We start from the raw sequence: 22,013 nt of genomic DNA on the forward strand, positions 1-22,013 counted from the left end.
ATACTTAGTTAAACTGAATAAATGGGGATAATTATCAAACTTAACTATATAAACTAGCCACATATTCACCGTAGCCATTATAGGGCAGAGTTTCGATAATTTCCCAAGATAAATCACTTCTACTGCCGATAAATTTCTCCGTTGCTTGCGACCAACGAGGATGGGGTTTACTGGGGTTAACATTAGCCTCAAAATCGTATTCGTGAGCGTCAATTGTGTTCCAGTAGGTGGCGGGTTGTTTGGCGGTAAATTCAATTTTTACTATCGATTTTGCTCCTTTAAAACCGTATTTCCAAGGGATAACCATTCGCAAGGGTGCGCCGTGTTGTTTGGGCAAATCATGCCCGAAAATTCCCACGGCAAAGAAAGCTAATTCGTTGGCCATTTCTTCAATTCTTAAACCTTCTGCATAGGGCCAGGGTAAGGGTCCTAAATGTAATCCTGGCCCTTTAGTAATTTCGGGATCATAAAAGGAGGTGAAACGGACGAATTTTGCTTCCGGTTTTGGTTCCACTGCCGCGATTAAAGCACTCATCGGAAAACCCAGCCAAGGTAAGACCATTGACCAAGCTTCCACACAACGAAAACGATAGATTCTTTCTTCGAGAGGAAAGGTTTTTTTAATAGTATCTATATCGTAGGTCTGGGGATTTTTCACCAATCCTCCCACTTCTACCGTCCAGGGATTCGTTGGTAATTTCTGCGCTTTTAACCAGATATTTTTACCCCCTCCGAACTCATAAAAATTGTTATATCTCCCCGCTACAGTTTCGGCAACTATGGGGCGATTTACCGTTAAAAACTGCGGATTTTTGCTGAACCCTTCAATTTTAGGTAATTGCAAACTTTTTTCTAAAGCTTCCGAGGAGGAGGATTTACCACAAGCAGTTAATAATAGGGAACTCCCCGCAATTCCTGCCCCGATTAACCCCTGTAAAAAGCGACGACGGTTAAAATAAACACTTTCGGAAGTAACTTCATTTTCGGAAATTTGCCAGGATTTAGCTAAACGAATTAAGACCATAATTATCCCCAATTTTATTGACAAAAAAACAGAGTTATGATAGAAAATACCACAACTCTGATTGTACAATAGTTTGTCAGTTTTTTTAAGAAATTTCGGCGAGCATGGGGGCAGTCACCAGAGGTTCCCGTCGTCCTTTTAAGACCATGGGAACTCCTCGCGAGGGAGCAAGGGTGACACCGCGGCGACTGGGTTTTTCGGGGGTATTATTAACTAGAGTTAACTGATAATTGGCCAAAATTGTGGCGATAGCGATTTTCATCTCGTAGATAGCTAAAACTTCCCCGATACAACGACGCGCCCCACCACCAAAAGGCATATATTCGTAGGGGGTGAATTGTTTTTCTAAAAAGCGTTCTGGTTTAAAAGTATGGGAATCGGGGAAAGTTTGCTCGCGGTGGTGAGCTAGATAAATACAACCCATAAGAATTGTCCCTTTTTCTAAAGGATAACCATCTAGTTCTACCGGTTCTTCCACTACTCGCGGAAAAGTTAACATTCCCACGGGATGAATGCGTAAAGTTTCCGAACAAACCGCCGAAAGATAGGGTAATCTAGTTATGTCAATCGGGTTAGGATTATCTCCTAAAGTGGCTATTTCTTGGAGAATTTTTGCTTGAATTTCTGGATAGCGATGAGTCCAGTAGAGCGCCCAAGACATAGCAGTGGCTGTGGTTTCATGACCTGCGAATAATAAGGTCATTAATTCATCGCGCAATTCCTTATCGCTCATCGGGTTGCCTTCTTCATCCTGGGCCGACATCAGTAGTGATAAAATATCGGTACGATTGGGGTTAGGATTAGCTTTTCTTTCGGCAATTTCTGTGTAGATAATATCATCAATTTTTTCTTGGGAACGCCGGTATTTTCCCCAGGGACTCCAAGCACCCAAATCAGCCCGCAAAATTGGGAAAAATAGCAAAGAAGCCATCACCGGAGAGTTAAAAATATCGAGCATTTCAGCCAGAATTTTTTTCAGGGTTTGATAACGTTCCCCTTGACTAATTCCAAAAACTGCCTCCATAATTACTTGTAAAGCAATCGCTGTGGTCGCTGAACGGGCTTTAAAAGGTTGATTTTGGGGCAATTCTGCCATCACTCTCAGGGTAATATCGCGGATTAAATCGCCGTAGAAACGCATTCTTTCCCCGTGAAAAGGTGGCAATAAAAGCTGACGGCGTTTTTTGTGGATGTCTCCGTCTAACATGACGACGGAATAATCACCAATAATCGGGGCAATAATCCGATTTGCTTCCCCCGGTGCCGAAAATTGTTTACGATCATTAGTTAAAACCTGTTGTAGGGCCGAAGGACTGCTGACAAAGATAAAATTATCTACAGTTAAACCCACTTTTGTGCTAAAAATATCGCCATGCTTGCGGGCGGCATTTTCCATAAAAGCTACGGGATTAATGATCCATTGTGCCATTTGCAGGAAGGTAGGGGTTTTGACCTTGGCGATGATTTTCATAGATTAATTGCTATATCCAATGCTAATTATTTCTAATTCTGACATTTTTTCCCCAGAGACGGCAAGGTGTAATAAGCTGCCCGCGCATTTAAATTGCTTATTGAGATGAGGCACTCTTGCAAGAGGCAAGGGGGGGGGAGATTCAGCTAATCTAAGGATAGGCGGTTAAGATGCGTCTTAGCTTATCAAGTAAACAGCAAAAATTACCGGGCTGTTGCTTGTCTTATCTTCCGGGAGAGAGAGGGATTTTCTGGGAATTTTCAGGATTGACTTTCTGGTCTAAACAATGATAATCGGGGTAGAATAGCCCCCAGTTCTATTTAATTCGCTTTTATAGTTCAATCTCTCTTTTTTCATTCCTTATAGGGACTTTTTATGATTATTTCCAAGTTTTTGCCCTTAGGAAAAACTGTGATTATCAGGCATTTACTGTTATTAACTACATTTAGCCTTGTTTTTTTCCTGACTACTCCCCCCGCTTTTGCCCTCGAATCCAGTCCCTCCACCAGTTTTAATCCTCAAACTATTCTTTTCCATGCCTTAACTTGGGTGGATAGTTTGGGAGCCGTAGGAGCGATCGCGTTTATAATTATCTATATTCTAGCTACTGTGGCCTTTTTCCCAGGTTCAATCCTGACTTTAGGGGCTGGTGTGGTTTTTGGCCTGGTTTTAGGCTCTTTTTACGTCTTTATCGGGGCAACTATCGGCGCTACTGCCGCTTTTCTGGTGGGACGTTATCTGGCTAGGGGTTGGGTGGCGGAAAAAATTCAAGGTAATAGTAAATTTCAAGCTATCGATGAAGCTGTGGGGAGAGAAGGCTTAAAAATAGTGCTTTTAACCCGTTTATCTCCCATATTTCCCTTTAATCTGCTCAATTATGCCTATGGTGTCACCGGGGTTTCCCTGAAAGATTATCTACTAGGTTCCGCGGGCATGATTCCGGGGACGATAATGTATGTCTATATTGGCTCTTTAGCGGGCAATCTTGCCACTATCGGGACCTCGGCACCAGCCACTAACCCAGTTTTACAATGGACTATTCGCCTGAGCGGTTTTATCGCTACCGTTGCTGTCACCCTCTACGTCACAAAAATTGCCCGTCAGGCCCTGGCATCAGTTATCAATGAATAGTCATCAGTTATCAGCCAGGGGTTGGGGAAGTGGGAAGTGGGGGAATGGGGTGTGGGGTGTGGGGTGTGGGGTGTAGGGTGTGGGGAGAACAAATAAAAATAATCTCCTGACGACCGGCGACCGGCGACCGGCGACCGGCTACCCAAAACGAAAACTTCGTATCTCACCATTAAGATAACTGCTTTAATAAACCTCTTGCATAATTAATTTTTCAGGGTTCAAAAACGGCAAAAATAAGAATTAAATTGCATAATATCTGTAAATAGACCATTTAACTGATTATTATTCATTCTTAATTCTCCTGACTACTGACTACTGGCTACTGACTCCTAACCCTAACAACAATTTTTGATTTTTACAAGAGGTCTAATATGTTTGAAAATAGCTCTAGGGAAGTTAATGTTCTCCCCATGGACGAACATAATCAAAAATTAATTAATTATGTTCATCCTGCCGATTGGGTCAATCCACAACCCCAAGATTGTTATGATTTAGTCGTCATTGGTGCGGGTACTGCGGGTTTAGTCGTGGCGGCGGGGGCGGCGGGTTTAGATATAGGTTTGAAAGTGGCTTTAGTGGAAAAACACTTAATGGGGGGAGATTGCCTCAATTTCGGTTGTATTCCTTCTAAATGTCTGATTCGTTCCTCTAGAATTATCGGGGAAATTGAGAAAGCCAAAAAATTAGGAATTGATATTGGGGATACTAGGGTAGATTTTGCCAGAGTCATGACCAGAATGCGGCAAATTCGCGCCGATATTAGCCATCATGATTCGGTGCAACGTTTCCAAAAACTAGGTATCGATGTCTTCTTGGGTAGCGCTCGTTTTTTAGGACAAAATGCCGTGGCAGTGGCGGGAAAAACCCTCGATTATAAAAAAGCCATCATTGCCACTGGTACTAGGGCCATTCATCCCGATATCCCCGGACTAAAAGAAGTGGGATTTTATACCAATGAAACAATTTTTTCCCTAACAGAATTACCTCCCCGATTAGCTATTATCGGTGGCGGGCCGATTGGTTGTGAATTAGCCCAAGCTTTTCAACGGTTAGGCACGCAGGTGATTTTATTTCATAATCATTCCCATCTTTTGAATAAAGAAGACCGAGAAGCATCCGCAATTATTGAGCATACTTTCCTGCGGGAAGGAATGCAGTTAATTCTCTCCTGCCAAATTGAACGGGTGAGAAAAAATGAACGGGGTAAAACCATTGAATATACAAGCAACGGTCAAGGAGCAACTATCGCCGTTGACGAGATTTTAGTCGCTGCTGGTCGGGAGCCTAATCTGTCAGGATTAAATTTAGAAGCGGTGGCCGTGGAATACGATACCCGTCGGGGAGTCAAAGTTAATGATTATCTGCAAACTACTAACCCGAAAATTTATGCGGCTGGTGATATCTGTATGGATTGGAAATTTACCCATGCTGCCGATGCAGCCGCCCGTATTGTGATTAAAAATACCCTCTTTTCTCCCTTCGGTTTCGGACGCAATAAGCTCAGTAATTTAGTTATGCCTTGGGTCACTTATACCGACCCAGAAATCGCCCATCTGGGCATGGATGAAACCCAAGCACAAGCCCAGGGATTGGCCACTAATACTATTAAAATTCCTTTGAGTATAGTCGATCGAGCTATCGCTGATGGCGAAACAGCAGGTTTTTTAAAAATTATTCACAAACAAGGTTCCGACCAAATTTTAGGGGCCACTATCGTCGCTGCCCACGCCGGTGAGATGATTTCTCAAATTACCACCGCTATGGTTGCTAAAATCGGACTGAGTAAACTCTCTACTGTTATTCATCCCTATCCCACCCAAGCGGAAGCGATTAAAAAGGCCGCCGATGCCTATCGTCGAACTCTCCTGACTCCTAATAGTCGAAAATTCTTGGCATTGTTGACTAAATTATCCCGTTAAAATCAGTTATCAGTTATCAGTTATCAGTTATCAGTTATCAGTTATCAGTTATCAGTTATCAGAGTTGAGTTTTCTTTGGGAGCATCTCACCTTTGTAACCCCTAAATCAGGTTTTATGTCAAGCTATTTTGAAAGCCTTGCTAGAAACCAGTTTTAGGGACAAGTATAATTAGGGTCTGCTGAAAAAGTTTTTCCTAGGGGCAGGGTGTAGGGTGTAGGGTGCGGGGTGTGGGGTTTTACAGATTTTGAGGGGGTAAATTACCTAATTTTCAGGGAAAAAGTCCCTGAATTTCCCCCTGATCACTCCCATATCTGGTACTTTTGGATTTCAAAAAAGTCTAAAAGTCTTATCCAGCAAGGTTTTTAGATTTATTCAGCCAGCCCTAATTACTCACTTGCATAAATGAGATGCTCCCGTTTTCTTTTCACTGATTACTGATTACTGTTTACTGTTTACTGATAACTGAAAATACTTCCCAACTCCCACTCTGCAATAACTACTGGCAGCCAGAAATAGGTTGGGTACTTATCATACTTTGTGCTTTTTGTCAAAAAAACTTTTTTTTTGCAATAAAACTACACAAAAAAAAGATCATCGTTGTCGGTGAAATTGACTGATTTACCAGTCTTAATTAGGATCACCTTGTAGGTGTGGCAAGGGTTTTAGCCATTGCTGCTCAAAAAAGCACAGAAAAAACCATTATGAAATTCTATCAAATCGCTGTAACCATTGTAAAATCGTTATTAAATAAAAATCTTTCTCAATTAATTCTTAAGAATTTGTAAATATTGCGGAATGTTAATTTAAATATTCTCAAGTTTTTGGAGTCAATATATAATTTTTGCTTATCTTTTTTTAAAAATACAACTCCTGCAAAAATCCAACATCTACCATTGGGTTAGAAGTCAGTTATCAGTTATCAGTTATCAGTTATCAGTTATCAGTTATCAGTTATCAGTTATCAGTTCACTGAGAAAACTCCCCACACCCCACACCCTACACCCCACACCCCATACCCTACACCCCACACCCTACACCCCACTTCTTATGAGAGATTCCATATCGGGCTATCTAAGAGTACAACAACACTGCCTCAATCAAGTTAAATTAGCCGTGAAAAAGCAGGGCTTTAGCAGTCAACGCTCCTTAGCCCAAGAAGCTGAATTTAGTCTGGCTATTGTCAGTAACTTCCTGACCGGTAAACCGGTAGAACAAGCCACTTTTGCACAAATTTGTCGTCGATTATCCCTCGACTGGCAAGAAATCGCCGCCCTGAATTTTCAGCTAACAGCACCCCCTCAAGACAAAATTCCGGTTAATTCTCCATCCAAGAGCGAAAAATTGGACACATTGCCCCCCTATCCCAATGGGGCAGTTCCCCTTGGTTCCCCATTTTATTTAGAACGTCTTCCCCTCGAAGAACAGATAAGGCAGGAAATCAAGAAACCGGGGGCTTTAGTGCGGATAAAAGCCCCGAAAGAAATGGGCAAAACTTCCCTACTTTTGAGAATGCTCGATTTTGCCAAACAGCAAGGCTACCGCACGGTGAGTTTGAACTTAGAACAGGTGGACCAGGCGATTTTGAGTGATTTAAACCAATTTTTGCGCTGGTTGTGTGCCAATGCCGCCCGTCAACTACAGTTAAAACCGCAATTAGATGAGTATTGGGATGAGGATTTAGGCAGCAAGATTAGCTGTACGGTTTACATTCAAGACTATCTGCTTGAATCGATTACCGCCCCCATTGTCCTCGCCCTTGATGAACTTAATCAGATTTTTGAACATCCCCAAGTGGCCAAGGATTTTTTACCGCTGCTGCGTTCTTGGTACGAAGAATCCAAAACCCTACCTATCTGGCAAAAACTCCGTCTTATCGTCGTCCATTCCACAGAAATTTATGTTCCCCTGCAGCTCAATCAATCCCCCTTTAACGTGGGATTCCCCGCACAGCTAAGTCATTTCAGTCTTGAGGAGGTATTGCAATTAGCCCAACGTTATCAACTCACCTGGGAAAATCAGGAAAAAGTCCAACAATTGATGGAGCTAGTGGGAGGACACCCAGCTTTGGTACAAACTGCCCTCTACTATCTCAGTCGGGAGGAAATAACCATGACGCAAATATTAACTACTGCCACCTCCGTCACGGGGATTTATGCCCATCACCTGCGACGCCATTGGGCGGTATTAGAACAACAGCCGGAACTGGCAAAAGCCCTCGATCGGGTGATGAGCGCGGTGGAACCAGTACAATTAGACCCAATTCTCGCTTACAAACTCAGCAGTATGGGGCTACTCAAACAATCGGGAGATAAAGTAGTACCAGGCTATGAATTGTATCGACGCTATTTTTTAGAGGTGAAATCCTCTATCAGTTATCAGTAAACAGTTATCAGTTATCAGTGAGGGTGTGGGGTGTGACCCCCCCAACCCCCCCGACATCGGGGGGTGTAGGGTGTGGGGTGTGGGGTGTGGGGGGAATAAATAAAATAATCTCCTGACGACCGGCTCCTATCTCCTGACTCCTATCTCCTGACGACCGACGACTGGCTACTAACCCCACCAACAAACTTTTTGCCGCAAACCCTACTTATGAATATGTCAATCAAAGATACTGTCCAAAATACTGTCAACGTTAGTAATTTTAGTCGCTCGCAACTCGGTCGGCCGGATGAGAACAATTTATATAAGGCAGTCGCCACAATTACTGAGGGACATTGGCCGGAAAATCTGTCGGGATACGTTTTTATCGTCTGTCCTTTTCATAGAAAAAATGACCGTCATTTGTTCTCTGGTGAAGGTGTAATTATTAAATGGGACTTGCAAGGGAAAAATAATCAAGTTAAAGTTTACAGTAAAAAACTAAAAACTTGGGATAGTTTTTGGCGAAAAGTTTTACCGATATTTAATATTAGTCAAGCCACTTTTCCCGCCGTGGTCAGCATTTTAGGTTCTTCGGAAATAGCGAATACTGCTATGGTTAAACTAGAAAAAGTTTCCGAAGATAAACAACTAGAAGAAACCAGATTAATTCTCACTGCCGATGCGGGACGTTACTGGGAAGTGGACCCCGTTTCCCTGGATACTATCACTCCGATTGGTTATTTTGACCAACATCTTGTTTCCGTGCCTTTATCTTTTTTCCCAGTCCTAGAAAATACCGCTCACCCCTTCTACGACAAAAAGACCCAAGAATTTATCACCTGTGAATTAAAGCTAAAACTTGTATCAGGAGGTATGTTAAAAGATTTAGATAAATCCGTGTATATTGTTCTTTGGGATCAACAAAAACAACTTAAACCCTGGAAACTACAGGGAACTATCCTCGATGGTAGTCCCCATTCGGTCATCGTCACCGAAGATTATATCATGATTCCCGATATGCCTTTTCAGATGGGAGTAGCCAAACTATTAGGTATCAGAATTAAGCCTGAAGAAACCTATCCAAAAACTCAAATTTATCTGGTTAAACGTCAAGACCTCAAGGAAGAAGAAACCACCGTTCCCTCGCGATTAATTACCTTCAATGGCGACAGTTATCACTTCCTTTGTAATTACCATAGTACCAACGGTGAAATTCAGATTGTGGCCATCCAAAATGCCACTATTAGTTTAACCGAAGCGATCGAAAAAGACGATATCCAACATTTTACCGGTCAGAGTTATCCCCCCGAATACCACGGCATCCCCTGGATGTTTTCCTTTGACCCCGGAGTGCTGCGCAAAGTGGTTATCGAAGATGCCAGGGTGATGAGCGAACAAGCTTTCATCCATCCGGGTTGGTTCTGTACCAGTCTCTACACCGCCGACCCGCGGGAATCGGAACAGGGATACAGTGCCATTTATCAAATTTATCTCGGTTATGTGCGTGAATTAATCTGTCGTCGTCAGTATATGGATTGTCGCGACCAGAGTAATCGCATCCTCAGGGATGCCGAACTTCCCTGTCATGACTTGCCCTCGGTATTAGCCAAGGTTCCCTTCGATAAAGATTGGAATCAGTTAACTGAACAGATTAGGCAAGAAAAAAATGCCAGTGATACTCATGTATCACATTTAGGTGGGGGACTACTGGATTTTTATGTTTGTCCCGATGGCTATATTTTAGATAGCATTCAGTTTATTCCCCAAGAACAGGGCTATCTATTGACGACGGTTTTAACCCCGACCAAAGTATTAGAAGCTTGGTTATTTAACCCTGACAATCTCAAGGACGGACCGATTGCTAAACTGAGTTTGCCAGAAGATGTTCACTTTGGTTTTACCTTGCATTCTGAGTATTTCGAGCAGGTGCTGCCTTCTCCCCGTCCTTCCGTCTCACAGGTAAATCGAGTCCTGTCAGCCTTGCGAAGTCTTGTCTTGGTTCCCGTAGAATTTTTCTTGGGGAGACCCGCAGCCGTTTACAATCGCCAAGTAAAAAAATGATTGTTCTCAAAGGATACGACATTCTTGCCCAGGTTTACGAAAGCGTTAACTCAGAAGTCTATCGGGCGATTCGCACCGTCGATAATCAACCGGTTATCCTCAAAATCCTCAAGCAAGAATATCCCACCACCCAAGAACTAACCCACTACAAACAGGAGTATAAAACCATCTGCGGCCTGAACTTCCAGGGGGCGATTAAAGCCTATGGTTTAGAAACCTACCGCAGAACTCCCGTGATTATTTTGGAAGATTTCGGGGGTATATCCTTAAAAAAATGGCTAGAGGGCAAAAAAACTCTAGCCTTAAGGGACTTTTTAAGTCTTGCACTCCGAATAGTGGCTAATTTAGAGAAAATTCACAACGCCAAGGTTATTCACAAAGATATTAATCCTGCCAATATAGTTCTTAACCCCGAAACCGGACAGATTAAAATCATCGATTTTGGCATTGCCAGCGTCCTGCGGCGGGAAAATCCGGGGCTAAAAAATCCCAACGTCCTGGAGGGGACTTTAGCCTATATTTCTCCCGAACAAACCGGACGGATGAATCGCAGTCTCGATTACCGCAGCGATTTTTATTCTTTGGGCGTTAGCTTCTACGAACTTCTCACCGGACAATTACCTTTTCGGGCTAAAGATGCGTTGGAATTAGTTCACTGTCATCTGGCTAAACAACCTTTGGAGATTAATAGTCTCGTCAGGGAGGAAATTCCCCCAGTGGTGGAGGCAATCATCATGAAACTGATGGCTAAAACCCCGGAGGAACGATACCAAAGTGCCTACGGTATTCGGGCAGATTTAGAAGAATGTTTAAGACAACTAGAAACAACGGGTAAAATTGAGGATTTTGTCATCGCTAGGCAAGATCTAGCCAATCAGTTCCAAATTCCCCAAAAACTCTACGGCAGGGAGGCAGAAATCGCCACTCTTCTCACTGCTTTTCAACGGGTAGCCACGGCGGATAAAAACTCCTCTCACACCGAACTGATGCTAGTTACGGGTTATTCTGGCATGGGTAAAACCACCCTAGTTAAGGAAATTTATCAGCCAATTACTGAAAAACGCGGCTTTTTTATCTCTGGTAAATTTGACCAGTTTCAGCGCGATATTCCCTATGCTGCCGTGATTAGCGCTTTGACTCATCTCGTCAAGCAACTTTTGGGGGAAAGTCAGCCACAACTGGAACTATGGCGACAAAAACTCCTCAAGTCTTTGGGGACGAATGCACGGGTTATTATTGATGTGATTCCCCAACTAGAATTAATTATCGGTCCGCAACCAGAGGTGTTACAATTAGGAGCGATCGCTACTCAAAATCGCTTTAATTTAGTCTTTAAAAATTTTATTCGGGTCTTTTCTTCCCCGGAACACCCCTTAGTCATCTTTCTCGATGATTTACAATGGGCAGACTTGGCTAGTCTCCAGTTGATAGAATTAATTATGCTCGATGGCGATATGGACTATTTATTTTTAATTGGCTCCTATCGCAGTAATGAAATTAATTCCACCCATCCCCTAACCGCTACTCTCGATAAATTAGAGCAGGGGGGCATAATTATCAATCAAGTTATTTTAAGACCTCTGGGGCCTGAACAGGTCAATCAGTTAATTGCAGACACCTTAAATCATTCACCCGAATATGTGCAATCTTTGGCCGCTTTAGTCTGGCAAAAAACCCACGGTAATCCTTTTTTTGTCAATGAATTTCTCAAAACTATCTACTGGGAAAATTTGCTATTTTTCCAACTGGAGCAGGAAACAACCACTAAAAGCGACAATAATAGGGGCTATTGGCAATGGCATCTCGGTCAAATTCAAAGGATTGGTAGTACCGATAATCTGATTCAATTTATGATGGGTAAAATGCAGAAATTGCCTCCCGAAACCCAAGAAGTCTTAAGTTTAGCCGCTTGTCTTGGCTCAGAATTTAATTTAAATATTCTGGCAGTAATCTCTGAAAAATCACCCCCAGAACTTTTCCCAATTTTAACTTATAGTAGCGAAGCCGGTTTAATTATTCCCCTCTCAGAATTAGATGAACAATTACTAATTCAGGAATATAAATTTGCTCATGACCGCATTCAACAAGGAGCTTACGCTCTCATCGAAGACAGCCAAAAATCTTTAATTCATTTAAAAATTGGTCGCCTACTTTGGCACCATACTTCTGTTAACGAATTATCGGAAAAGATTTTTAAAATAGTCGATCATCTCAATCTTGGTTATCAACTAATTAGCGAGAAAAAAGAACGGGAGTTAGTGGCTAACTTGAATTTACTAGCAGCCCAAAAAGCTAAAGCTGCTAATGCCCAAACTGGAGCCTTAAAATATATTAAAATCGCTCAAAAACTTCTCAAAAAAGCAAGCTGGAAGAATAACTATCAACTGACTTTAGATATTTATTCTGAAGCCACAGAAATCGCCTATTTAAGTGGGGATTTTGAGCAGATGCAGTGCTGGGCTAATATCGTGTTAAAACAGGCAAAAACCACCCTAGATAAAGTAAAAGTTTATGAAGTCATCATCGAAGCCTATCACGCCCAAAATCACGAACTAAAAGCGGTACAAATTGGCTTATCTGTCCTCAAAAGCTTAGATTTCGAGATTCCTGAATCCTTACAATCATCAGCTATCCAGGAAGAACTCACTAAAACTCGACAAAAATTAGCGGGTAAAAATATCGAAGACTTAATTAATTTACCGCCGATAAATCAGGAAGAAAAATTAGCAATAATGAAGATAGCGAGTGCCATATTTTCTCCTGTTTTTATTGCCGCCCCGCATCTCTTACCCATCCTAGTATCAAAACAGGTTAACTTATCAATTCAGTACGGCAATAGTTATCTAGCGGCTTTTACTTATGTTAATTATGGCTTAATTCTTTGTGGTCTTTTGGAAGATTGGGAAACGGGTTATCAATTTGGAAAATTGGCTTTAAACATTGCCGATAAATTTCATGCTAAAGCCCTGATGCCGAAAATAATTGCCGTCTTTTCTACCACTATTAGTATCTGGAAAGAACCGATTAAAAATTCCCTGTCCTTGTTAAAATCTTCCTATCAAACTGGTTTAGAAATGGGGGATCTATACTACGGAACAACCTGCGCCTATCTTTACTGTTTTCATTCCGCCTTTATCGGACAGGAATTAACCGAATTAGCCCGAGAAATAGCTAACTACGATCTGGCTTTTGTTAAGCTCAAACAAGAAAACACCCGCAACTATCTAAAAATCTACGGTCAAACAGTTTTAAATCTGCTGGGGCGCTCGGAAAATCCCAGTCGTTTAGAAGGACAATACTATCAAGAAACTGTTATGTTACCGTACCATCTAGAGGCTAACGATCTCTACGGTCTCTGTGCTTTATTTGTTAATAAATTATACCTTTGTTATCTATTTGGACAGTACGAACAAGCCATTGAAAATGCTAATCAAGCCCAAAAATATCTAGGGGGAGCCACCGCAACTTTCTTGATTTTTCTGCATAATTTCTATGATTCCCTCGCCCATTTAGCTAGTTATAATCATCTGGACAATGACCAAAAACAGCAAGTATTAGAACGGGTGACGAATAATCAGAAAAAGCTACGGGAATGGGCTAATCAAGCACCCCCTAACTATCTCCATAAATTTTATTTAGTGGCAGCGGAAAAGGATCGGGTACAGCAATCCTATCTAGAAGCCATAGAAAACTACGATCTAGCCATCGCTAAAGCCAAGGAAAATGAATACATTAATGAAGAGGCACTGGCTAACGAACTAGCGGCGAAATTCTATCTCGATTGGGGTAAAGTAAAAATTGCCAAAACCTACATCAATGAAGCTGCTTATCTCTATTCTCTTTGGGGAGCAACAGCTAAAGTCAAAGATATAGAAAGCCGCTATCCTCAGTTAATGGTCAATAATTATGCTTCCAATTCCCTGACCGAAACCACGAGAACTACCACCAGAAAAAATTCAGTTAGTCATGCGGGAGAACTGTTAGATTTAGCCACGATTATGAAGGCATCCCAAGCCATTTCTAGCGAGATAGTTTTAGATCAATTGCTCGCCACCCTGATGAAAATTCTCATCGAAAATGCCGGGGCGCAGCTGGGCTATCTTATCCTAGAAAGCGGGGGACAACTATTGATTGAAGCCTCCGGTTCAGTGCAGGAAGATCGGGTGACAGTCTTTAAATCTAATGTCATCGAAGAACATCTTCCCGTCTCAATTATTAACTATGTGGCCCGGAGCGGTCAAACCGTTCTTAATAACGATGCCGCCCATCAGGGCAATTTTAGCAACGATCCCTATATAAAAACCCATCAAACCAAATCGCTGCTCTGTTCGCCCCTCCTCGACCAAGGACAACTGCGGGGAATTGTCTATCTAGAAAATAATCTCACCGTCGGGGCCTTTACCCAAGAAAGATTGGAAGTGCTGCAACTGCTCTCCAGCCAAGCGGCGATCGCAATTACTAACGCCAAACTTTACGCCGAAATCAAAGCTAAACAGAGACAACTAGCGCAATTTTTAGAAGCCATGCCGGTGGGGGTATTTGTCCTCGATGCCGACAGTCAACCCTATTATGCCAATCAAACCGCCCAAGAGATTTTGGGAAAAGAGATAGTTAATATCACCACGGCTAATCAGTTGGGGGAAACCTATCAGTTATATCAAGCTGGAACCGAACGATTGTATCCCACAGAATACCATCCGATTTTTCGAGCTTTAAGGGGGGAAAAAAACACGGTGGATGATATAGAAATTCGCCAAGGAGAGAAGATTATTCCCCTAGGAGTGTATGCCACGCCCGTTTTTGACGAAAAAGGAAAAATTATCTATGCGATCACCGCTTTTACCGATATTAGCGAACGAAAACAGGCGGAAGCGGAACGGATTCGCTTTACCGAAGAATTAGCCGAGTATAGCCGCACCCTAGAACAGAAAGTGCAGGAGCGCACCCTGGAACTCAGCCAAACCCTAGAAATTCTCAAGGCCACCCAAGCAGAATTACTGTTTGAAAATGAACTGCTCAGAAGTACCGAAGAATCTAGCACCTTTGACTACCAAGTGGGGGGCAGTTTACCCATGGATGCCCCCACCTACGTGGTCCGCGCCGCCGACCGTTATCTCTATAAAGCCCTCAAACGCGGCGATTTTTGCTATGTCCTCAATCCCCGTCAAATGGGTAAGTCTAGTTTAATGGTACGCATGATCGATCACCTCCAACACGAGGGCATCTGTTGCGCTCCCATTGATTTAACCCGTATCGGCAGCGAAAATGTCACTCCCGACCAATGGTACAAGGGGATAGCCTTCGAGTTAGGACGACGTTTTGGCCTGCTCAAAAGGGTCAATCTCAAAGCTTGGTGGCAAGAACGGGAAGATGTCTCGGCAGTACAGCGCTTGGGCGAATTTATCGAAGAGGTGTTATTGCTGGAAGTAGGGATAGTAGAAGGTTCTCCCCCGAAACCGATCACGATTTTTATCGATGAAATCGATAGCGTTTTAGGCTTAAATTTCGCGGTTAATGACTTTTTTGCCCTGATTCGTTCCTGCTATAACCAGCGTGGTTTTAACCCGCTCTATCGGCGTTTGACCTTCGCTTTCTTCGGTGTTGTCACCCCCTCCGATTTAATTACCGACCACCAAATCACCCCTTTTAATATCGGTCATTCGATTCAATTGGAGGGTTTTAAGGAACACGAAGCCCAGCCTTTACTGCGCGGATTGGCCGAGAAATTTAGTAACCCGCAAACTGTCTTAAAAGAAGTCTTTGCTTGGACAAACGGTCAACCTTTTCTGACCCAAAAACTCTGTCAGTTAATTCGCACCGCCACCTCGTCGATTCCCCCCAATGGTGAGGCCCTCTGGATTGAGGACTTGGTACAGAAGAAGATCATTGACAATTGGGAGGCTCAGGATGAACCGGAACATCTGCGGACTATTCGCGATCGGCTCCTCAACAGTCATCGCTCCCAGTTGCTCCTGAGACTCTATGAACGGATTTTAAGGGAAAAAGAGGTGATTGCCGAGGATAGCCCCCCAGAAAAAGAGTTACTTTTATCGGGGTTAGTGATCAAAGATAAGGGCCGGCTGCGGGTCCATAATCCCATCTATCAAGCAATCTTTCACCTCGATTGGCTGGGTTGCAGCTCAAATTTGTAGAAATATCCACTAAGGGGCAATTATGGGGACTTAAAGGCTCAATAAAGATCAAATCGAGTATAATGCCTACAGAGTCGGCACTTGACGTTGAGAGATCGGCGATGAAAGAGACAACCCCGGCCGTATCAGAGATAAATGAAGCTCGCTTCTATTTTCCTTTCGTAAGATTAGAGCCATGAACAAAACCAATGTAATAAGTTGGAGCTATTTCAGCCATCCCAAAAAAGCTGATATTGTCAATATTTTAATAATTATTGCGATATGGACTGTGATGGTAATTGTCGTCAATCCTTTGGGTAATTTTCCTCTTAATGATGACTGGGTTTATGGACTAGCCGTAAAATCGATTCTGGAGAAAGGTGATTTCAGCTTTCCCAGTCCAGCTCATGCTAACCTATTTTTTCAAGCCTTTTGGGGAGCCTTATTTTGCCTTCCTTTTGGATTTTCATTTACTGCATTACGCTTCTCAACTTTAACCTTAGGATTAATCGGTGCGATTGGTACTTATGGACTGCTTAGAGAGGTTAATGCCAATCAGAAAATCTCTTTGTTGGGCGCTTTGCTGGTAGTGGTTAATCCTCTATACTTTGGATTAGCTAACAGCTTTATGACCGACGTTCCTTTTCTGGCTTTAAGTATCCTATCTTTCTATTTTCTGATCAGGGGATTGAAGCGGGAATCAATAAGTGAAGTTATTCTGGGTCTTTGCTTAGTTTATGTCAATATTTTGATTCGCCAGTACGCAATAGTGATTCTTTTATCATTTGCCCTGGCATACTCGTTTAAAAAAAGATTTAAAATAAAGTTTTTGTTTGCTAGTTTTGTCATATTTTCTTCAGGGATTTTACTGCATAGATTTTATCAAAACTGGCTTTATTCTACCGGTCGCACTCGCGTAATACCAGAGAATGTGTTAAGTACACGACAATTAGATTTTCGCAACCACATTATCATGATTTCACTGATATACATAGGTTGTTTTATTTTCCCTATTATAGCGATCTTTTTCGTAAAAAAATTAAAAGAAATATCTCGCCGACAGAAAACCATAACGATCTTGAGTATATCTAGCTTTTTTGTTGTCGTGATGGGTAGATTGATTTGGCGAGGCCAAACTATGCCATTGATTGGAAATGTCCTAGCTTATTTTGGCTTAGGTCCTTTCACACTTCGATATCCTGATCCCTTGAAGGTAAGTTATCCCCCCTATTCCCTTGGTTTAAAAATATTTTGGTTGATAATCACGGCTATGGGTGTCCTTGGGGCGCTTTTATTGCTTTACTACTTATGTTTAGCAATCATTCAAACTTTTTCAGAATCGGAAAAATGGTTAAAAGTACTAATACTTTCAGCAATATTGATATATATTTTTCTTTTTGGAGTAAGTTATCCCCTCGATCGTTACCTTTTGTTTCTTTTACCATTATTTATGGTGCTTTTAGTGATTTCAAATAATTATATTAACGAGCAAGATATTGGCCAAAAAATAACTGCTTTTGCCTTGACAATGACCTTTATTTGGGGCGGATTTACTATGGCTGCAACCCATGACTACTTAGCCTGGAATCGAACTCGGTGGCAGGCATTAAATGATTTGATGGAACAGGGAGTTACTCCTGAATATATTAATGGTGGACACGAATTTAATAGCTGGTATTTAAACGATCCAAAATATCCGAGGAAGCGGGGTAAAAGTTACTGGTCGGTAAATCGTAATGACTACATGATTTCTTCTGGATTGCTCGAAGGTTATCAAGAAGTCAAACGCTATCCTTTTGCAAGATGGCTGCTTTTAAAGCAAGATAATGTTTTTGTTCTCCATAAGATTGCTGAAGATAAAACTAATGGGACTTAAACGCTCAATAAAGATCAAATCGAGTATAATCGCTACAGAGTCGGCACTTGACGTTAAGAGGGCGGCGATCAAAGAGACAACCCTGTCCGCGATGCCTCTCTTGCTTTGACCGATGGTTTGGGCGTTTTGACAATTGAGAAGAAAATTATCTCCATTCCTGTCCATTTTGGTCAAAATAATCAATAATCCTCAACCTTGGTGATTAAAAAAGCGTTAATTGCTTTTTTATCACTTCTCTCTGCTTGAGAGAGAAAAAATCCCTAACCGAGCAGTATTGACGGACCGGCCATCACCCCGGCAATTTGTCGGTCTAACTGTTCTAAATTTTCTGCCGGTTCAAGGCAGCATAACCCTTGACAAATTAACCCAAATGTGCTATGCGGCAAACTGGCATCGACTCGATAGACCGCAGTGGGCAAATAGCGACTTAACAGCGGCTCGATCGAGCTTTCCGGGGCCCGCAGACAGAAACCGTGAAGATAGTGATCGAGGGCGACAAATAAACTGGGGCAAGCGGTGGGGGACTCTTCTAGGATGATACTAAAAGATTGCAAGGCCTTTTCGGCCCGATCGAGATATTCTAGATTTTCCGTCAATCGCGACAGACGCAATAAATTAGCGATCGCAATTCCGTTGGCCGAAGGGGTGGCATTATCCGTATAACCCCGTTCTCGCACGATCAGATCGAGACTATGATCGGACGCAGTATTAAAATATCCCCCCTCATCCTCGGCCCAAAACCAGCGATCAAATTCCCCTTGTAGATCGATAGCCGCCTCTAACCAGCGAGTTTCTTGGGGATTAGCCGTTTGCAAGTCCAGTAAAGCCTTAATAAAATAGGCAAAATCCTCCGATTGGGCCAAAACCGAGGCCTGACCCTGATAATTCAAGCGCTGAAAACGTCCATCTAACCACTGATGCTGGAGAATAAACTCGGCCGCGACCGTAGCCATTTGCCAGTACAAAGGTTCGCTAAAGACGGCAAAAGCCCGGGCTAAACCGGAAATCATCAAACTATTCCAAGCGACGATCATTTTCGTATCCGTTACCGCCGGAATCCGTCCCGGCCAAGAGACGTTTTTCGCCTCTTGATTGTCTCTGGCCGGGGGAAAAAGAGCTAATTGGCCTTGAGAACTGCCATAACGCCGAATAAATAACTTATCGAGCATATTTTCTATCTCCTTCCCTAATTCTCCCCCTTGCCGACGTTGCAGCACATTACGACCCTCAAAATTCCCCTCGGCAGTAACGGTAAAATTAGCCTGCAGCAGCCCCAATTCCTCGGTCGAGAGATAATCCCTTAACTCTAGATCCGACCAGACATAAAAGGCCCCTTCCTCCGGTTCCCCATCCGTGGCCTTCTCAAAACTATCGGCATCTTGGGCCGCATAAAAATAACCTTCTGGGGCGGTCATTTCCCGTTTTAGCCAGTTAACCGTGCCTTTAATCCCTCTCTCAAAGGCCGCCTCTCGATCACCCGCACTCCACAAATTGGCTAAATATTCGACAATTTGCCCGTTATCGTAGAGCATTTTTTCAAAATGGGGAACCGTCCACGTCGAATCCACCGTATAACGATGGAATCCTCCCCCCACATGGTCATAGATTCCCCCCAGGGCCAGATCTTCCCCCCGTTGATAGGCCGCTTGCCGGAGGGAATCCTCAAAATCGTCACCAAAGCGACTACCCTGCAAAGCCAGATGAGAATATGGAATCATCGGAAAACTGGGCCGACCGTAATTATTGGGATTAACCCGAATCACCGCCGTATTTGTCTCGATTCCTGTGGCTAAAAGGGAAGTATCGGCTAAATTGGTCTCTGCTCGCGGTAAAATGGCCGATTGACGCAGTGCGCCCAGCATTTCGGCCGTGAATTTGCTTAATTTCTCCTTTTCCTCGTCATAATAACGACGTACCGATTGCAAAACTTGCAGAAAACCGGGACGGTTAAAGCGCGGTTGCACGGGAAAATAGGTGCCACCATAGAAGGGAATTAAACTATCGGGTGTTAGGAAGACATTCAAAGGCCAACCCCCTTGACCGACCATCATCTGCAATGCTTGCATATAGATGCTATCGATGTCTGGTCTTTCCTCGCGATCAACTTTGATCGGCAAAAAATACTGATTGAGATAATCGGCAATGGCCTGATCGGAAAAAGCTTCTCCTTCCATAACCGTACACCAATGACAGCTAGAATAACCGATCGAGAGAAAGATCGGTTTATCTTCTCTCCTGGCAATTTCTAGGGCGCTGTCACACCAATACCACCAATCGATCGGGTTTTCGGCGTGTTTTCGCAGGTAAAGACTTTCGGATGCAGCCAGATGATTAGCCATGGGAAAAGGGGAATTTTTGCTCTTGCTGCTTATCAGTTTAAGCTAATTAGAGACTAACCGGAATCAAGCCTCTGCTCATGCTGAAAACTTCGATCGCCCTAGGATTTTTTCTCACTCAATCTTTACTCCTTAATCCGCAAGTGCAAGGGGTGGCTAATCATTTAATTGGGGTCATGGATACGACGCAACAAGCGCAGACTAACCCGCGCATTGCTAAGGTGCAAATGACCACCTGTGCCGTGAATTTTTCCCCCAAACAGGATAATATTTATCTTTATCAGGAACAGGCAATTATCGATCGCTTAAATCAACCCTATCGTCAAAGAATTTTAGTCATTCAACCTAGCCCCGATAATTCCACGGTGGAATCAAAAGCTTATAAGTTAAATAATGCCCCTAACTTTATTAATTTTTGTAACAAAGACTTGACAGAAAGAAAATTAAATGTATCAGATTTGGGCGAGTCGGTGTGTACTGTGTTTTTAAAACCGATAGCAGAGGGTTATCGGGGAGAAACTCCCCCCCAGGGTTGTCCCACTAATGCCAGAGGTGCGGTGAAAATAACTAATACAATTATTCTACATTCCCAGGGCATGGATACCAGCGATCGAGGTTATGATAGCAGCGGGCAGCAGGTATGGGGAGCGCAGGATAATGTCTATCAATTTCGCTGGCAAAAACCCTAAAATCGGCTTTCCTGTTTCATTAATGCCACATCGAGAGCAAAATAGGTCAAAATCAAATCGGCCCCCGCTCGTTTCATACTGGTTAAAGTTTCCAAAATCAGGCTTTTTTCGTCAATCCAGCCCTGTTTTGCCGCCGCTTTAATCATTGCGTATTCACCACTGACGTTGTAAGCGGCGACGGGAAGATGGCTACTATCGCGCAGACGACGGATAATATCGAGGTAGGCCAGAGCGGGCTTAACCATAATAATATCTGCCCCTTCTGTTATGTCTAAACTGGCTTCCCGTAACGCTTCCCGACTATTAGCCCCATCCATTTGATAGGTTTTCTTATCACCAAATTTTGGCGCTGATTCTAAAGCATCTCGGAAGGGACCATAATAAGCAGAGGCATATTTAGCCGTATAAGCGAGAATTCCCACATCTAAATAGCCAGCCGCATCTAAAGCTCGACGGATCGCCCCAACCCTACCATCCATCATATCGGAAGGAGCGACGAAATTAGCCCCGGCCGCCGCTTGCGAGAGCGACATTTTCACTAAAACTTCTAGGGTTTCATCGTTGAGAATTTTCCCGTCCTCCACAATACCATCATGACCATAAATCGAAAAAGGATCGAGGGCAACATCGGTAATAATAATTATTTCAGGAACTTCTTTTTTGATCGCTTTCACCGCCCTTGGCACTAAACCATCGGGATTATAACTTTCTCTGCCGCAATTATCTTTTTTATCTTCGGCAATCAGGGGGAAAAGAGCGATGGCATTAATGCCTAAATTATAAGCATTAACTACTTCTTTGAGCAATAAATCGAGGGAATAACGATAACAATCGGGCATAGAAGGAATAGCCACCTTTTGATTTTCTCCCTCCATGATAAAGAGGGGATAAATCAAGTCATTAACGGTTAATTCAGTTTCACGAACAAGACGGCGAATCGCTGGAGTATAACGAAGACGACGGGGACGAATCAGCATGATAACAGCGAGTTAAAAATAAAAAGTAAACAGTAA

At 42.9% G+C, this 22,013-nt stretch carries 11 protein-coding genes; 7 read left to right on the top strand and 4 right to left on the bottom strand.

Annotated features, from left to right (window positions below):
• Positions 1-40: 40 nt before the first annotated feature.
• Both msrP and RAM70_RS15640 read right to left on the bottom strand, forming a co-directional pair.
• Positions 41-1,024 carry a protein-methionine-sulfoxide reductase catalytic subunit MsrP gene (msrP, locus tag RAM70_RS15635; protein WP_045357355.1) on the bottom strand — a complete coding sequence of 328 codons (984 nt, stop codon included), beginning with the start codon at positions 1,022-1,024 and terminating at the stop codon, positions 41-43.
• A gap of 85 nt (positions 1,025-1,109) precedes the next feature.
• Positions 1,110-2,495 (bottom strand): cytochrome P450, encoded by a 1,386-nt coding sequence (locus tag RAM70_RS15640; protein WP_045357357.1) that lies wholly within the window; start codon positions 2,493-2,495, stop codon positions 1,110-1,112.
• 375 nt (positions 2,496-2,870) lie between these two features.
• Here RAM70_RS15640 and RAM70_RS15645 point away from each other — a divergent pair, with 375 nt between their 5' ends.
• The 6 genes from RAM70_RS15645 (at position 2,871) to RAM70_RS15670 (ending at position 17,975) form a co-directional block, all read left to right on the top strand.
• Positions 2,871-3,626 (top strand): TVP38/TMEM64 family protein, encoded by a 756-nt coding sequence (locus tag RAM70_RS15645; RefSeq protein WP_045357359.1) that lies wholly within the window; start codon positions 2,871-2,873, stop codon positions 3,624-3,626.
• 371 nt (positions 3,627-3,997) lie between these two features.
• Entirely contained in the window at positions 3,998-5,545 is a 1,548-nt protein-coding gene (locus RAM70_RS15650) for a mercuric reductase (protein ID WP_045357363.1), read from the top strand.
• A 1,048-nt stretch (positions 5,546-6,593) separates the two neighbouring features.
• Entirely contained in the window at positions 6,594-7,928 is a 1,335-nt protein-coding gene (locus RAM70_RS15655) for an AAA-like domain-containing protein (RefSeq protein WP_312674533.1), read from the top strand.
• Positions 7,929-8,135: 207 nt separating this feature from the next.
• The gene (locus RAM70_RS15660) at positions 8,136-9,968 is read left to right on the top strand and encodes a carotenoid oxygenase family protein (protein WP_312674535.1); all 1,833 of its coding nucleotides are present in this window, start codon (positions 8,136-8,138) and stop codon (positions 9,966-9,968) included.
• Positions 9,965-16,120: an AAA family ATPase gene (locus RAM70_RS15665; RefSeq protein WP_312674537.1), complete on the top strand. Its 6,156-nt coding sequence runs from the start codon at positions 9,965-9,967 to the stop codon at positions 16,118-16,120. The genes RAM70_RS15660 and RAM70_RS15665 overlap by 4 nt, the downstream gene beginning before the upstream one ends.
• Positions 16,121-16,295: 175 nt before the next feature.
• A complete protein-coding gene (locus RAM70_RS15670) occupies positions 16,296-17,975 on the top strand; it encodes an ArnT family glycosyltransferase (protein WP_312674539.1) in 1,680 nt (559 codons plus the stop codon).
• Between the two features lie 260 nt (positions 17,976-18,235).
• Here the strand turns inward: RAM70_RS15670 and RAM70_RS15675 are convergent, their stop codons facing one another.
• Positions 18,236-20,314, bottom strand: a complete 2,079-nt coding sequence (locus RAM70_RS15675) for a thioredoxin domain-containing protein (RefSeq protein ID WP_312674541.1) — start codon at positions 20,312-20,314, stop codon at positions 18,236-18,238.
• A 77-nt stretch (positions 20,315-20,391) separates the two neighbouring features.
• Here RAM70_RS15675 and RAM70_RS15680 point away from each other — a divergent pair, with 77 nt between their 5' ends.
• Positions 20,392-21,000, top strand: coding sequence for a chromophore lyase CpcT/CpeT (locus tag RAM70_RS15680; RefSeq protein WP_312674543.1), 609 nt, complete (start codon positions 20,392-20,394; stop codon positions 20,998-21,000).
• On the opposite strand, the gene hemB is transcribed toward RAM70_RS15680, so the two are convergent.
• The gene (gene hemB / locus RAM70_RS15685) at positions 20,997-21,977 is read right to left on the bottom strand and encodes a porphobilinogen synthase (RefSeq protein WP_190356405.1); all 981 of its coding nucleotides are present in this window, start codon (positions 21,975-21,977) and stop codon (positions 20,997-20,999) included. The two genes, RAM70_RS15680 and hemB, sit on opposite strands and share 4 nt — an antisense overlap.
• Between the last annotated feature and the right edge of the window lie 36 nt (positions 21,978-22,013).

Origin of the sequence: Microcystis wesenbergii NRERC-220, assembly GCF_032027425.1 — a bacterium.
GTDB lineage: Bacteria > Cyanobacteriota > Cyanobacteriia > Cyanobacteriales > Microcystaceae > Microcystis > Microcystis wesenbergii_A.

What these genes read in the sequence shown, in the direction of transcription:
- RAM70_RS15665 (WP_312674537.1), top strand. Translation starts at nt 9,965, where the DNA reads ATGATTGTTCTCAAAGGATACGACATTCTTGCCCAGGTTTACGAAAGC.
- RAM70_RS15675 (WP_312674541.1), bottom strand. Translation starts at nt 20,314, where the DNA reads ATGGCTAATCATCTGGCTGCATCCGAAAGTCTTTACCTGCGAAAACAC.
- hemB (WP_190356405.1), bottom strand. Translation starts at nt 21,977, where the DNA reads ATGCTGATTCGTCCCCGTCGTCTTCGTTATACTCCAGCGATTCGCCGT.
- RAM70_RS15680 (WP_312674543.1), top strand. Translation starts at nt 20,392, where the DNA reads ATGCTGAAAACTTCGATCGCCCTAGGATTTTTTCTCACTCAATCTTTA.
- RAM70_RS15640 (WP_045357357.1), bottom strand. Translation starts at nt 2,495, where the DNA reads ATGAAAATCATCGCCAAGGTCAAAACCCCTACCTTCCTGCAAATGGCA.
- RAM70_RS15645 (WP_045357359.1), top strand. Translation starts at nt 2,871, where the DNA reads ATGATTATTTCCAAGTTTTTGCCCTTAGGAAAAACTGTGATTATCAGG.
- msrP (WP_045357355.1), bottom strand. Translation starts at nt 1,024, where the DNA reads ATGGTCTTAATTCGTTTAGCTAAATCCTGGCAAATTTCCGAAAATGAA.
- RAM70_RS15670 (WP_312674539.1), top strand. Translation starts at nt 16,296, where the DNA reads ATGAACAAAACCAATGTAATAAGTTGGAGCTATTTCAGCCATCCCAAA.
- RAM70_RS15655 (WP_312674533.1), top strand. Translation starts at nt 6,594, where the DNA reads ATGAGAGATTCCATATCGGGCTATCTAAGAGTACAACAACACTGCCTC.
- RAM70_RS15660 (WP_312674535.1), top strand. Translation starts at nt 8,136, where the DNA reads ATGAATATGTCAATCAAAGATACTGTCCAAAATACTGTCAACGTTAGT.
- RAM70_RS15650 (WP_045357363.1), top strand. Translation starts at nt 3,998, where the DNA reads ATGTTTGAAAATAGCTCTAGGGAAGTTAATGTTCTCCCCATGGACGAA.